The 13959-nt window shown below is 48.5% G+C and carries 7 protein-coding genes; 6 read left to right on the forward strand and 1 reads right to left on the reverse strand.

Annotated elements, in window-relative coordinates:
- The first annotated feature begins 14 nt into the window (after window positions 1-14).
- Window positions 15-1307 (forward strand): APC family permease, encoded by a 1293-nt coding sequence (locus GJS45_RS04225; RefSeq protein WP_162340213.1) that lies wholly within the window; start codon window positions 15-17, stop codon window positions 1305-1307.
- Window positions 1308-1431: 124 nt separating this feature from the next.
- Here GJS45_RS04225 and GJS45_RS04230 read toward each other — a convergent pair whose 3' ends face one another.
- Window positions 1432-2325, reverse strand: coding sequence for a DMT family transporter (locus tag GJS45_RS04230; protein ID WP_162340477.1), 894 nt, complete (start codon window positions 2323-2325; stop codon window positions 1432-1434).
- A 502-nt stretch (window positions 2326-2827) separates the two neighbouring features.
- Between GJS45_RS04230 and GJS45_RS04235 the strand changes: the two genes are divergently transcribed.
- From GJS45_RS04235 to GJS45_RS04255, 5 genes are all read left to right on the forward strand, one after another.
- On the forward strand, window positions 2828-6028 hold the full coding sequence (locus tag GJS45_RS04235; RefSeq protein ID WP_162340214.1) for a SusC/RagA family TonB-linked outer membrane protein: 3201 nt from the start codon (window positions 2828-2830) through the stop codon (window positions 6026-6028).
- A 42-nt stretch (window positions 6029-6070) separates the two neighbouring features.
- The gene (locus GJS45_RS04240; RefSeq protein ID WP_162340215.1) at window positions 6071-7549 is read left to right on the forward strand and encodes a SusD/RagB family nutrient-binding outer membrane lipoprotein; all 1479 of its coding nucleotides are present in this window, start codon (window positions 6071-6073) and stop codon (window positions 7547-7549) included.
- 91 nt (window positions 7550-7640) lie between these two features.
- Window positions 7641-9398, forward strand: coding sequence for a hypothetical protein (locus GJS45_RS04245; RefSeq protein WP_235954587.1), 1758 nt, complete (start codon window positions 7641-7643; stop codon window positions 9396-9398).
- A 173-nt stretch (window positions 9399-9571) separates the two neighbouring features.
- Window positions 9572-11125: a sulfatase family protein gene (locus tag GJS45_RS04250; protein ID WP_162340216.1), complete on the forward strand. Its 1554-nt coding sequence runs from the start codon at window positions 9572-9574 to the stop codon at window positions 11123-11125.
- Window positions 11126-11193: 68 nt separating this feature from the next.
- Window positions 11194-13929 carry a DUF6797 domain-containing protein gene (locus tag GJS45_RS04255; protein WP_162340217.1) on the forward strand — a complete coding sequence of 912 codons (2736 nt, stop codon included), beginning with the start codon at window positions 11194-11196 and terminating at the stop codon, window positions 13927-13929.
- The last annotated feature ends 30 nt before the right edge of the window (window positions 13930-13959 follow it).

Below are 13959 nucleotides of genomic sequence, written 5' to 3' on the forward strand. Positions count from 1 at the left end.
AACCTTTTTTAGAAATGCAACACAGACAAGAGTATGATAAAAAAGCGATGGGCCTATGGACAGCCACCTCGATCGGAGTAGGTGCAATGATCGGAGCCGGGATTTTTGCCCTCATGGGCATTGCCGTTCAAATTGCTGGAAAATTTGCCTATCTCTCATTTATAGTAGCCGGAATAATTGCTGCCTTAACCAGCTATTCGGTGTCCAGACTTGCCGTAAAATTTCCCAGTAAAGGCGGGCCCGTTGAATATTTAAACAAGGCCTATGGTAAAGGTACATTTGCAGGAGGATTGAATATCGCGATGTGGTTAGGTTACCTGATTGTAACCTCTCTCTATGCCAAAGCCTTTGGCGAATACGGAACTGCGCTTTCAGGAATGGAGAATAGTTCATTCCTGTTACCCATTTTGAGTAGTTTCATTGTGATTTTTTTTGTTTTTATAAATTTTATAGGTGCCTCATTGGTAGGTAAATCGGAATTAGTTACCGTATTGGTCAAAACCGGGGTTCTCCTGTTGTTTTGTGCAGTTGGCTTAACTACAGTTCAGACCGAAGAGCTGATGGCAGCAACATCATTTCGTTTTTCAGATGTAGTGTTCGCCAGTGGAGTAATTTTCATGTCCTACGAGGGTTTCGGCCTTGTGGCAAATACAGCTGAAGATTTAAGAAAACCATCTAAGAATCTCCCAATAGCGCTGTTTTTAAGTGTTGGCATTGTCATGCTTATTTATATTTTGGCCACAATGGTTGTGGTGGGCAACCTTTCTATACCTGAAATAGTAAACGCTAAAGAATACGTGCTGGCAGAGGCTGCCAGGCCTTTGTTGGGGAGTTTAGGGTTTGAGATAATGGCTATTGCGGCTTTATTTTCGACTGCATCGGCCATAAATGCAACTGTCTATGGTCCAGTGAACATGGTCCAGGAGACGTCTAAGGCCAAACAGTTACCATATTTCTTTACGAAAGATCTTTTTGGACACCAGTCCGGTATAGCACTATTGATAACAGGAGGAATTGTACTGCTGATCACTAATACGTTAAATTTAGAATCGATTGCAGAGGTAGGGAGCTTGGTGTTTTTAATGATTTATACCGCTGTGAATATTGCCAATTTTAAACTGCGACATCAAACTAAAAGTAAAATTTGGTTAGTGGTGCTGGGAATTTCAGGGACTACCTTTGCATTTGGTGCTCTTTTTTATTATCAGTGGCAAAAAGACAGCCTCTCTATATCTGTTTTTCTTGGCTTAATCCTGCTTTGTTTTATGTATGAGTGGTTTTTTCAGCAGAAGAATGAATTAAGGTGAGCAACACATGGGGTAGTTCACAGAGAGGAATAAGCCGCCGCCAGCCGTTGATCACCCAGTAGGAGGCTTTTTACTCTTAGGCCAATCACCTGAACTTATTTAACCCAGAATACAGGTCATTTGATCACGGATTCTTCGTGTTAACTTGAGATAAGAATACACCAACAAAAACGATAGCAAGACCGGTAATATCCATTGGTTGGATTTTATCTCCAAAAGCAAGCCAGGCCATAAACATGGTTACGGGAGGCCCCAGGTAAAACAAACTGGCCACCCGGGTAGCTTCAATTCGTTCGATTAACAGCCATAACAATACATAGGCTCCCAGTGAAACAGCAAGCGTTAGCCAGATCATGGCGTAGATGAATTCGGCCTCCCATTGGGTAGCTAATTTTTCAATAAAAATAGCGGGTAACGCCAAGGCCAAAGTGGTTGCCAGGCTTTGATAGAACAAGGCGAGGTCTACTGGTAATTTTTTACTTCTTTTTTCTACTTCCATCCGTCGCTGTATCAGACTTGCCCCAGTCATGCCAATAACAGATCCCAACGGAATAAGGTATCCAAAAATGGATGAATAGCTCCCAAAATCAATTCGGAAAGCCACGGTGATAACAACGCCCAAAAAGCCCAATACCAGTCCTAACCATTGGTACCAATTTGCTTGTTCCCCGCCAACAACCACTCCGGTAAGAGCACCAGTAGCCAAAGGCTGTAATGCCACAATTAATGCCACAATACCCGCCGGAACCTGGTAATCCAGTGCTAGCAAAACACAAGTAAGCCACAGGCCGTGAGCCAAAATACCAATCAGCATATGGGGAGCTGCCAGGCTCCAACTTACCCATCGAAAACGCTGTCTTAGCAGCAAGTATAAAACGATTACCATCGTTAGCGCCAGGTACCGCCAAAAAACCAAGGTGAAAGGTCCGGTGTAGGGAAGCCCATAAACGGCTCCAATAAATCCCGAATTCCATAGGAGAACAAATCCCGTGATTAGTATAAGCGTGGTTCTTTTCATCAAAGCCGACACCGTATAAGCAACATTATTTTTATTTTGGGTTTTCTTTTACATCAGTCCGGTTGTCAATTAGGGTTTTTAGGACGGACAAGCATCGATAATAAAAGATAAATTCTTTTTTAATTAAGAGGCTGGTTCGATTGTCCCTCGCCCGGTATTGCTGGGAATAAGTTAACAATTCCATTCAAAAAACAAAGCGAACCGATTTCATGTAGGTAGGAAACGACCAGGATACCATCGTAGACCAAATTGAATGGTACCCGAAAGGTATTTTTCTTGTTTTCGCACGAAAATGGCTTTTCTTGTCCAAACGGCATCGCACTCTCTCGGGAAAGGGCCCATGGATGTGCCTCATTTCCATTTTTGTCTAGCGTAGTGGTTTACTTTTTCGGTAACAATCTCCATTTGGGATAAGATACCATATTTTTTGGCTAAGATGTAGCATAGGTTTCGCCATACAGAATTCTAAATTAGCCTATCCTTTCACATCTAATCAACGCTTATGAAAAATGTTACCCTACATCCCCTATTTCACAGGACTTTCCTTTGCATAGGGGCAATGCTGCTTTTGGGGCTGCTGGCCTCTGAGGCATTCGCACAGACCCGGGTCAGTGGTACGGTTCGCAACGAATCCAACGAGCCTTTGCCTGGAGTCAGTATATTGGTGGTGGGCACCTCCACAGGAACCGTTACGGATATTGAGGGCCAATATGCCCTTACCGTTCCCGAGGGCTCCCAACGACTTTCCTTTTCCTTTATCGGTTTTGAATCCCAGACGACGGATCTTAATGGCCGTAGCACCCTGGATGTGGTGATGCAGGAAGATTCGCAGGACCTGGGTGAAGTGGTGGTCACTGCCTTTGGTGTACAGCGGGAGCGAAAAGAATTGGGCTACACCGTGCAGGCGCTGAAGCCGGAAGACCTGACCACGGCCAATGACTTTAACCTGGTCAATTCCCTGAGCGGAAAAATCGCCGGGGTGCAGGTAACCAACAGTGGTTCCCAGGTAGGCGCGTCTTCCCGAATCGTTATCCGGGGAAATGCTTCCTTCTCCGGAAACCAGCCCTTGTTTGTCGTAGACGGAATTCCCATCGATAATTCCAGCAGCAATCTGGGAGGAGCCGGTGGACTGGATTATGGCAACACGGCCGCAGATATCGACCCGGAGAACATTGCCTCCCTGACCGTACTGAAAGGGGCCAATGCAGCCGCCCTGTATGGCAACCGGGCTACCCACGGGGTAATTTTGATTGAAACCAAAAAAGGCAAGCAAGGAAAAGCCGGATTGGGCGTGGAGTTCAATTCTTCCATGGTTTTTGACGTGCCCAGTTTTTTTATGGATTTTCAGAACGAATACGGCCCCGGTCAGCGGGGTGGCGAATACGACTGGCAACAGTACCTGGAAAATAACCCCGGGTCCAACCTGAGTTACAACGAATACGCCAAGCAAAACAGTTACAATTACGTCGACGGCATCGGGGGAGGTGTCAATGAAAATGCCACTTCCTGGGGACCGCGATACGATGCCGGCCTGCTTTTGGATCAATGGGTAAAAGGACCAGACAGTCCCTGGGAATCCATTCCCAATAACATACAGGACCACTACTTTCAGACCGGAAAGAACTTTATCAATCAAGTGGCGGTGACAGCCAGAGGCGAGGAAGCCTATGGTAGGGTGGCCTTTTCCAACCGGCAAATGAACGGGACCTTTTTCAATACCGATCAGACGGTCAACACCTTCAATGCCAGCCTGACACTCCTGCCCACCGACAAGTTGAAAGTGAGTACGGATTTTAACTATGTCAATCGATACAGTGATAATATCCCGGTGGTTTCTTACGGGTCCATGACAAAACTGGCCTGGGGAGCTTTTCGAAACATTCCCCTGGACGAGGTAAAGAAGGTTTATGAGGAGCATGGAAACGAAATGGGAAGCGGTTACAATAGAAATGCCAATAATTTCTACTATGATTTGGAAAACACCAACAGCATGGATCGGAAGCGATTTTTTGGTAACATTAATCTGGATTACCAGCTCAACGACTGGCTTTCCGCCAATATGGTCACTGGTTTGGATTACTATAATGAGGAAAGGGAATCCATCACCCTTTCCCGCACCCGGGCCAATATCAACAATAACCGAGGGGGGCAGTTTTCGCTTACCAATCTGAGCCGGCAGGAGTTTAACAGCGATATCCGATTGAATATCAACAAGCAATTTATGAATGATTTTTCTTTGGTGGCATTGGTTGGAGGAAATTTCCGGCAAAATACCACTGATTTCTTGTCGCTGAGTGCTCCGGATCTTGCGGTTCCGGACCTGTTTAATATTTCCAATGTCAGAGGAACCCCCGGCACTGGCATGTCTGAAAGCCAGCGCGAAACCTACAGTGTGTATTCTTCCGCAACACTGGGGTACAAAGGGTACCTGTTTCTAGGGGCTACCGGCAGAAACGACTGGAGTTCCACCTTACCGGAGGAAAACCGCTCGTATTTCTATCCTTCGGTGAACATGGCCCTTACCCTATCGGAAGCATTGGATTTGAATTCGACTACCTTCAGCCATGCCCAGGTTCGGGCTAGTTTGGCACAGGTAGGTTCGGATACGGATCCCTACCAACTCATGGGAACCTACGGTACGACTACTTTTAATAATATTTCCCTATTTACGCCCACGGCGGTAAAGCCACCAACCAATCTATTGCCGGAGATGACCACTTCGTTTGAAGTGGGGGCCGATCTGAGGTTTTTCTCAGACCGCCTTTCCCTGGATGCGACCTATTACCGGCAGGTGACGGAAAACATGATTTTGCAGGTGCCGACAGCCCGGTCTACCGGCTATGCCTCACAGTTGATCAATGCTGCGGAGATCGAAAACAAGGGAATCGAACTGATCTTACGAGGCAGTCTGATGCGGCGAGGGGACTTTTCCTGGGATGCTACGGTTAACTGGGCCAAGAATACCAGTACGGTGGTTTCGCTGTATGAAGGATTGGAAAACATTACCATCAGTTCCGGATTTGGTGGCGTACGCCTGGTGGGTACTCCCGAGCAGCCCTGGGGTGATCTCAGCGGATTGCCTTACGTGCGGGATGACGCAGGCAATATCATGATCAACCCCAATGGGACACCCATGACTACCAATCAGCAGGTAATCCTTGGGAATGTAACCCCGGACTGGATCGGAGGCATTCAGAATACGTTCCGATACCGTAATTTCACCTTTGGGGGATTACTTGATTTCCGCATGGGTGGAGATTTCTTTAGTACCACTTACTGGCATTCCTATCCCACGGGAGCCTTTGAAAACAGCGTGCAAAATGACGTGAGAGCAGAAGGTATTGTAGTAGAAGGGGTTCAGGGAGATGGCTCTCCAAACGACGTACGGATCTCGGCGCAGGATTATTACAACGGATCCTGGGTATGGAACAACCACGAATATTCGATCATTGATGGTTCTTTCGTAAAACTTCGGGAATTAACCTTCGGATATCGGTTCAACATCTGGAAATTACAAAATGTTACGTTCTCTGTTTTTGGTCGGAACCTAGCCATCCTGCATCGCAGCGCGAAGGCAAAAGAACTGGGACTTGATCCCGAATCTGCTTCCCAAATGGGGGGTGGAGAAGCCGGTACCGGATTTGAAAATTTCATGCCGCCGACCAACCGATCCTATGGATTTAACCTTCGGATAGCCCTTTAATGGTAAATCCAACAAATGTTACTTCGCAAAAACATGCTAAAAATGAAACATACAATCACATATAAATTCTTCGGCCTGCTGGCAGCTTCCGCAGTGCTTTTTGCCTCCTGTACGGAAGAATGGAATGAAATGAATACCAACCCAAACCAGCCCTCTGAAGTCCCGGCCAGCAACGTACTGGGAGCGGGCATGACGGTGGTGGCGGGTCAGTTATTTGGAGAGCGTATAGGAATCTATTATGCCGGGACATGGTCAGGGCAGTTGGCCGCGATAGGAGCCGGTGATTACGAATTCCGCGTAGATATCAACAACAGTCAATGGGACAACCTGTACAGGGGCATGGCCTATTTTGTGGATGCTGCTGAAATCGCCAGGGAAGAGGGTAACCAAAACCTGGAAGCCGTAGCCCAAATTATGAAAGCCTACACGGCCCATCAGGTAACGGATATGTGGGGAGATATCCCCTATACACAAGCCTTTCTATTAGATGAGGAGGGAATCTTAAGCCCGGAATTTGATTCCCAGGCAGCGGTGTACGAGCAGATTTTGTCGGAATTGGAGGAAGCGAACACCATGCTTGATCCTAACGGCGCAGCGTTGGGAGTGGGAGATTTCATTTATGATGGCGATATCCAAAATTGGAAAAAGTTTGCCAATTCCATTCGGCTGCGAGTGGCCATGCGCATGTCATCCGTAGCACCGCAGGAAGCGGCCCCGGTGTTGAGTCAGATAATTGGAAATCCCGCCACGTATCCCGTGTTTGAGGATCATTCGGACAATGCCTATATGGATTGGCCTGGAATCGGTGCCAATATCGAACCCTGGCGACAGCGGCTGGGAGCACCAACCAATAAAACGGATCAATACCGGACGAACCATGAATTGATCCAAACCTTGAAAGACCTGGACGACCCCCGTTTGCCGGTATATGCGGACGAGAATGAAAACGGAGTCTTCAACGGATACAAAATGGGGATCGGACAGACCAGTGATCCCATGAATACCCAAGCCAATGTTTCCCATATCGGAGACCGTTTTGGATACGATGACATGGGTTTTTCTCCCTTCATGAACGCCGCTCAGGTTTGGTTTATCAAAGCCGAAGCGTTCGAACGAAACCTGGTTTCGGGAGGGAATAGCCAGGAAGCCTATGAAATGGGGATTACCGTTTCCCTGGAAGAAAATGGTATTTCTCAGGAAATGATAACCGAGTACCTCCAAAGCCCTGGAGTTGCCTGGGATTCCGGTGCTACCACTAATCTGGAAAAGATCCGCCTGCAGAATTGGATCGCCTTGTTTAAGCAAAGTGTAGAGGCCTGGGCAGAGGTGCGCCGGACCGATGTACCCATGCTGGATGACGTTTCCAACGACTACGCTGCCAACCACAACCGGCCTCCCTTTCGCATGTCCTATCCCGCTAATGAAATTGCACACAATCAACGTTTTCCATCCGATATAGTGGAGGAAGACATTTTCTATGGCATTCAGGTTTGGTGGGATACCCGGAACGGGGTTGAATAGGGTGCCTTGGATAACTAAGAACGACATCGAATTCGAATGCCAACTTGGGTGAATCAACGGTACTATCGCGTGATTTTGAATTAAAAGCATTATGTATATACGAATTTTAGTAAGTGGATTATTATTGGGAATAAGTGGCCTCGTAATCCATGCATCTGACCCTGAAAAAGGCAAATCCCCACCTGCGTCAGAGCTCTCCCAGCAAGCCAATGGACTCCACGGTTATATCGGCTACAGTTCACCGAAGCGGCCGGAGGGGTTTGGAGCAGGAATCGGATTTTATACAGCGGTCTGGCCACTGGTGGAACAGCCGCTAGCCGGATTTCAGATCGGATTGCCAGGAAATTGGATCATCCCGGATAATCCGGACAACAAAGACATGGCTTGCTGTCCGGAAGGAACCATTGCGCGGACCTGGGAGCCACGAGGACCGACCTGGGCCAGCGTGTTTCAAACCCAGGAAGGTGGATTGGGCTATTGGCGGGGAAACCGTTACCACTATGGCCCGCCCAAGTTCAGTATGAACGGGGTACCGAATTGCTACAATTCAGAAATAGCCTCTCCGGGCTGGCCGTTCTTTTACCGGGCAGAAGCCCTGCCGGAGGACGAGTTGGGAATTGCCCAGCTAAGCAACCGGATAGTGGTACCACCGGATGGAATTACCTTTGTAGAGGACCTGGAGGGCAAATTTCTAGGTTACACCCATATGATGCTTCCCCTGACCGAAAAAAGGGAGGGGCCACCGCCCACCGGGGATCAAAGCTGGACCTTGTTTCTCAATGCAGCCAATTTTAAGGGACCCGTGGCCTACTACATTCCGGAAATGTGGAGCCGGTTATCAAAAGAATACCCTGCCATTGAGGGGATGGGGCTGGATGCCCGCCCAGGAACCATGGGCGGGGGAGGTGCCATGGAAATCAATACCGTGCCTTCCTTTGAAATGAAAACGGAGCAGGGAGAGTTGTTCATCAAAATCCCGCAATTGCAATTTCCAGTAGATGAAAAGGGCCGCTCTGTTTTGGTGCAGGACGTGACCTATTATTCCAAAGATGCCTTATTCAACCCGGTAAAAGCATGGAAGAATGGCGGAGAACCGGTGTCCGGCGCATTTAGCGAAGCCCATTCCTGGAAGCCGTCCATCAGTCCCCGAAAAATCTCATTGGATCAGGGAGCCCGGTTAAATGCTGGAGGTACCCGTTTAGGAGGGCTGGATAGCGTGGTGGAAACCATCGTCAACGAATCCAATGCCTTTGGTTTGCAATGGCAGGAAAATCCTTATGGGTCCAGAGGCTTATTTCCCCAATATTTCAAGCAGGTAGGAGAGGAGCGCATCCCGGTTTCAGAAGAAGAGGTTCCGGCGGAATTGAAAGGCAGCTCCTTTGCCCTGGCAGGGACGGAGAAAGAGTACGTCAATTGGAGGGATGGGAACGAGATCGTCTCGGGAAATTTTGTCATTGATAAAAGCCTTCCCTATTCTACTCCGGAATCAGGCGCCTGGACTCGTCCGGGACCCGCTTCCAAGGCCTATACCGTCGAGCTAAAAGACGGCTCTACTGTTACCTACAAATGGTATCGCTTTATCGATCAACCTTCCTTTCAGCAATTTGACTGGAGCCAGGCCGAAAAAGAAGCCTTGCAGCAACTGGTAGAAAAGATCCACCAACGCTGGACCATTGACAAAAACTACATGGCACCTCCCACAACGGGGGAACTGGTGCAAATTGATCCTGCCCTAATCCTGACACCTCCTCCGGGAATGGAAGTAGGCTACGTACCCATTGTGGTCCGGCAGGAAAGAAAGGTGCTGGCTGCTGAAGATCCGATGAAGCCTCCATTAGCTGATTTATAGTAACGTCCAATAATTGAGTAAGTACTACCTGTTTGCTGATAAGTTGCTTAATCATCCGTCTTATCAGTTACTACGATCACCAACAAAAACCCAAAAGATGCAGGTAGCTTTTGGGTTTTGTTTAAAAAAAATCAGGTAGCAACCCATGCATTTTGCTACCAACTAACTCGAAGATGAGGCATATTTTACGTTTTACTACTTATTGGACCCTCGGGCTGCTCATTTTTTGGAGTCTTTCTCCTTTGAATTCGGTGGCCGAAAGCCAGGATCCGCCTCGCCCCAATATCATTATTTTCCTTACAGATGATTTAGGATACGGTGATCTGGGTTGTTACGGGCATCCCCTTATCAAAACACCGCATCTCGACCGATTTGCCAGCGAAGGGGTTCGAATGACCGATATGCATTCCGCGGCGGCCGTTTGTTCTCCCTCCAGAGCGGCTATACTTACCGGAAGAAACGGGTACCGGAGTGGCTTTTACAATATCGCCGGTTTTTTTGGAACCACACTGGATAAAAATGAAATCACCCTTCCTCAATTGCTTCAGGAAGAAGGGTATGAAACGGCCTTTTTTGGAAAATGGCACCTTTCTAAGTTAGAGTCTCCCCATGAAGTCTCGGTAAACGAAATGGGTTTCGACTACTCCCTGGCCACCTCGGTCAATGCCTTCGGTACCGGACCCAAAAATCCGGATAAATTTCTTAGAAACGGAGTCCCCGAAGGTCCGATGGAAGGCTGGTATGTCGATATTGTTTCCCGGGAGGCAGCCGATTGGATTGCCGAAAAACGTGATACGGAAAAACCGTTTTTTCTCATTATTTCCACCAACGAGCCGCATACTCCTATCGATCCTCCAAGAGATTTTGCCGAACAATACGACGCAAGGGAAGTTGGGGAGACGATCCAGCAGGTTTCTTATGGAGGGTTGAGCCGGCCGGAAAGAGATATATCCCAGTATGCTAATGAATATTACGGGACGGTATCGCAGGTAGATGACTCCTTTGGTACCTTCATGAAATTTATCGATGATCAGGGACTAAGGGATGCTACCCTGGTTATTTTCACCAGTGACAACGGTCCGGAATACCCAGTGACCCTGGAAGAATCGAACGGGGAATGGGAAGACCCGATTCGGGATAAATGCTTTGGTACACCCGGCAACCTGCGGGGAATGAAACGTTATCCCTACGAAGGAGGTCATCGCGTTCCCGGATTGATCCGTTGGCCAGGGCACATTCCTGCCGGCACCATCAGCGATCAACTCTTTAACGGAACGGATTTTCTTCCCACCCTATGCAAATTGGCAGGAGCTTCCATTCCGATGGATAGGGCCATTGACGGTACGGATGCGTTCAATGCTTTTCTGGGCAAGCATTACCAAAGAGAAGTCTTACCTATCTGGTTTTTTCTGTTAAATTCCTCCCACATGCCGGGAATGGCCCAAATGGCCATGCGCTACAAGGACTATGTGCTGGTGGGCCGGTTGGGACCCAAGCGGGAAAATTTTACTGGAATCTCAAACGAAGGAACCTTTCCAGCCGTTGATTGGCTAAAGACAGCCGTTCCGGATTCATTTGAACTGTACAACATCAAAAAAGACCCGGGTCAAACCATGGATATTTCGCAGCAGGAATACACAACCTTCCTAGAGGCAATTCCCAAAATGCAGCAGCTTTGGCTGGATATCCGGGATGAAGGCCCCTGGTGGGGAAGAATCCCCGATTAAACCAGTCGAAATAGTTTTTTTAATCCTATTTGGTTTATATTTTCAAAATTGAATTCTTGTAAAATAACATGACGTTGAAATTTTATCCCCGGCAAACGATTTTAATCCTGTTTATTTTCGTTTCCTGCCAAAGCAAATCTGAAAAGCACTCCCTGAATGAATCCGCTGCATCTGGTTTTATCCTTCAGGAATCCGAGCTTCCCGAATACGAAAAAAACATTGACCATAAGGGGCTGTTGGAGGACCTGGGAGACCGGCATGGGGAATCCATGAGAACTGGTGAGCATATCTATACCAACACCTGTATCACCTGCCATGGAAATCCGGAACAAGAGGGTTCCCTGCCCACCGCTTTTAAATTTTGGGCGGACACCTTTAAGGTGGGTCAAGATCCCTATGCCATTTATCAAACCCTGACCCGCGGTCATGGAGCCATGCCGCCTCAGGTAAATCTGACTCCGGTGGAGAAGTACGATGTGATCCATTACATCCGGGAGACTTTTATCTCAAAGGAAAATCAGGCCCAGTATTTTGATATTAATGAGGAATACCTGGCGAGTTTGCCAAGCGGTTCCAGCGAGGGACCTGCTCCCAGGGAATACAAGCCCTGGGCGGAGATGGATTACGGTAATTTTTTGATCAATACCTATGAGCTGGTCGATGCGGACGCTCCTCCCAGGGAAAGGTCCACCGGGCCCGTACAGCCCCTTCCGGATGAAGATTTTGGAGATGCCAATTTTGCCTACAAGGGCATTGCAGTAAGATTGGACCCCGGTGCCGGGGGAGTGGCTGCCGGGAAGGCCTGGATGATGTTCGACCATGATCTGATGCGGATAGCCGGGGCCTGGACCGGAAAAGGATTTATCGACTGGGAAGCGATTCTCTTTAACGAGAAACACAACATCTCGCCAAGAACCGTTGGTGAACTTCACTTTGAAAACGAGACGGGTCCAGGCTGGGCACATCCTCAAACGGGAACCTTTGAGGATCCACGGTTTCAAGCCAGGGATGGAAGAAGGTTTGGTCCCCTTCCCCGGGATTGGGCACATTATAAGGGGCTTTATCCATTTGAGGACCGGTTAATCCTATCGTATACGGTGGGTGAAGCCGAAATTTTGGAAACGTTTGGCTTGGATTCCCTGGGAGACCAGCCTGTTTTTACCCGCACCTTGAATACCACGGTTTCGGGTGACCTGCTTAAAATGCGGGTGGCTCCGGTCGGAACATCGGCGGCCCTGACCGGGACAGGGGCCGAACTGGAAGTAGAAGACGACTTCCTGGTGGTCAACTTTACGGGCAAGGAGCCGGGCAAGATCAAGTTATTTCTGGCAGCTCCGGGAGTCAAGGGCCTGGATGCACATGCAAAAGCGGCTACCCCTGCCGAATCCCTTGCCGATTTTACCAAAGGAGGACCTGCCCGGTACCCGCAAACCTTGGAAACTGCGATTTTGCCTGGACAGCAGGAAGGGGCCTTTCAGGTTGATGTCCTGAATCCTCCCTTTAACAGCCCCTGGAAAAACCAGCTGCGATTAAGTGGGTTGGATTTTTTCGAGGACCGAAATAAGGCCGTGATATGTGCTACGGACGGAGACGTATGGCTGGTAGAAGGATTTACAGAAAATGAACAAAAGCTGACCTGGCAGCGGATTGCTTCCGGATTATTTCAGCCCCTCGGAATAAAGGTAATCGACGAAGAGATTTTCGTCACCTGCCGGGACCAAATTGTCCGCTTGCATGATCTCAATGGGGACCGTGAAGCTGATTTTTACGAGAGTTTCAATAACGACCATCAGGTAACCGATCATTTCCATGAGTTTGCCATGGGCTTGCAAGCCGATGCGGAGGGAAACCTTTATTATGCCAAAAGTGCCCGGCATGCCCGGGAAGCCCTGGTTCCCCAGCATGGAACCTTACTGAAAGTCAGTTCCGATGGGCAACAGACGGACATTATTGCCACCGGTTTTCGGGCGGCCAACGGTGTGTGTCTCAATCCGGACGGGACCTTTATTGTGACAGATCAGGAAGGGCACTGGAATCCCATGAACCGGATCAATTGGGTAGAAGAGGGAGGTTTTTATGGTAATATGTTCGGTTTTGACCCACCGGCGGATAGCACCGATTCCGGCATGGAGCAACCCCTGGTTTGGGTGGAAAGGGAGCGGGATCGTTCTCCTTCCGAACTGCTATGGGTGGACAGTGAAAAATGGGGTCCGTTAAACGGGAAACTTCTGAATTTTTCCTATGGGTATGGGAAAGTATACCTGGTTCCCTTTGAAAAAATTGACGGGCAGGTTCAGGGAGGTATTGTGGAACTGCCTTTACCTCGCTTTGCCACGGGCGTGATGCGTGGACGATTTAATCCGGAAGATGGTCATTTGTACCTTTGCGGCCTTTCCGCCTGGGGCTCTACCCAACCCCAACTGGGAGGACTATACCGGATCCGAATGACCGAAACCCCGGTAAATTTACCGGTTGGCATTCAGGCCCAGAAAGACGGGGTTTTGCTAACCTTTACGGAGAAGCTGGATGAAAGCAGCGTAAACGAGCTGTCGAATTACACGGTTGCCACCTGGGATTTATTACGGTCCAGAAAGTACGGTTCCAAGCATTACAACGAGAAAGAATTGGCAGTTTCCGCTGTTGAGCTGGGGCCGGATAAAAAATCGATCAAGCTAAAACTACCCGAGATCGAACCGACCTGGGTGATGGAAATCCAATACCGATTGGAAAGTGAGCAAGGCGAAACGGTAGAGGGCCTGATCCAGAATACCATTCACCAGTTAGGCGGAGTGACTTCTTTATAGTTTGAGTTTGATGTAGGTATTCACCGTTAA

Source organism: Cyclobacterium salsum, from assembly GCF_010119245.1.
Classification (GTDB): Bacteria; Bacteroidota; Bacteroidia; order Cytophagales; family Cyclobacteriaceae; genus Cyclobacterium; species Cyclobacterium salsum.

Excerpts from the sequence above, each read along its gene's own strand:
- GJS45_RS04245 (WP_235954587.1), top strand. The coding sequence starts at position 7,641 with ATGTATATACGAATTTTAGTAAGTGGATTATTATTGGGAATAAGTGGC.
- GJS45_RS04230 (WP_162340477.1), bottom strand. The coding sequence starts at position 2,325 with ATGAAAAGAACCACGCTTATACTAATCACGGGATTTGTTCTCCTATGG.
- GJS45_RS04255 (WP_162340217.1), top strand. The coding sequence starts at position 11,194 with ATGACGTTGAAATTTTATCCCCGGCAAACGATTTTAATCCTGTTTATT.
- GJS45_RS04240 (WP_162340215.1), top strand. The coding sequence starts at position 6,071 with ATGAAACATACAATCACATATAAATTCTTCGGCCTGCTGGCAGCTTCC.
- GJS45_RS04225 (WP_162340213.1), top strand. The coding sequence starts at position 15 with ATGCAACACAGACAAGAGTATGATAAAAAAGCGATGGGCCTATGGACA.
- GJS45_RS04235 (WP_162340214.1), top strand. The coding sequence starts at position 2,828 with ATGAAAAATGTTACCCTACATCCCCTATTTCACAGGACTTTCCTTTGC.
- GJS45_RS04250 (WP_162340216.1), top strand. The coding sequence starts at position 9,572 with ATGAGGCATATTTTACGTTTTACTACTTATTGGACCCTCGGGCTGCTC.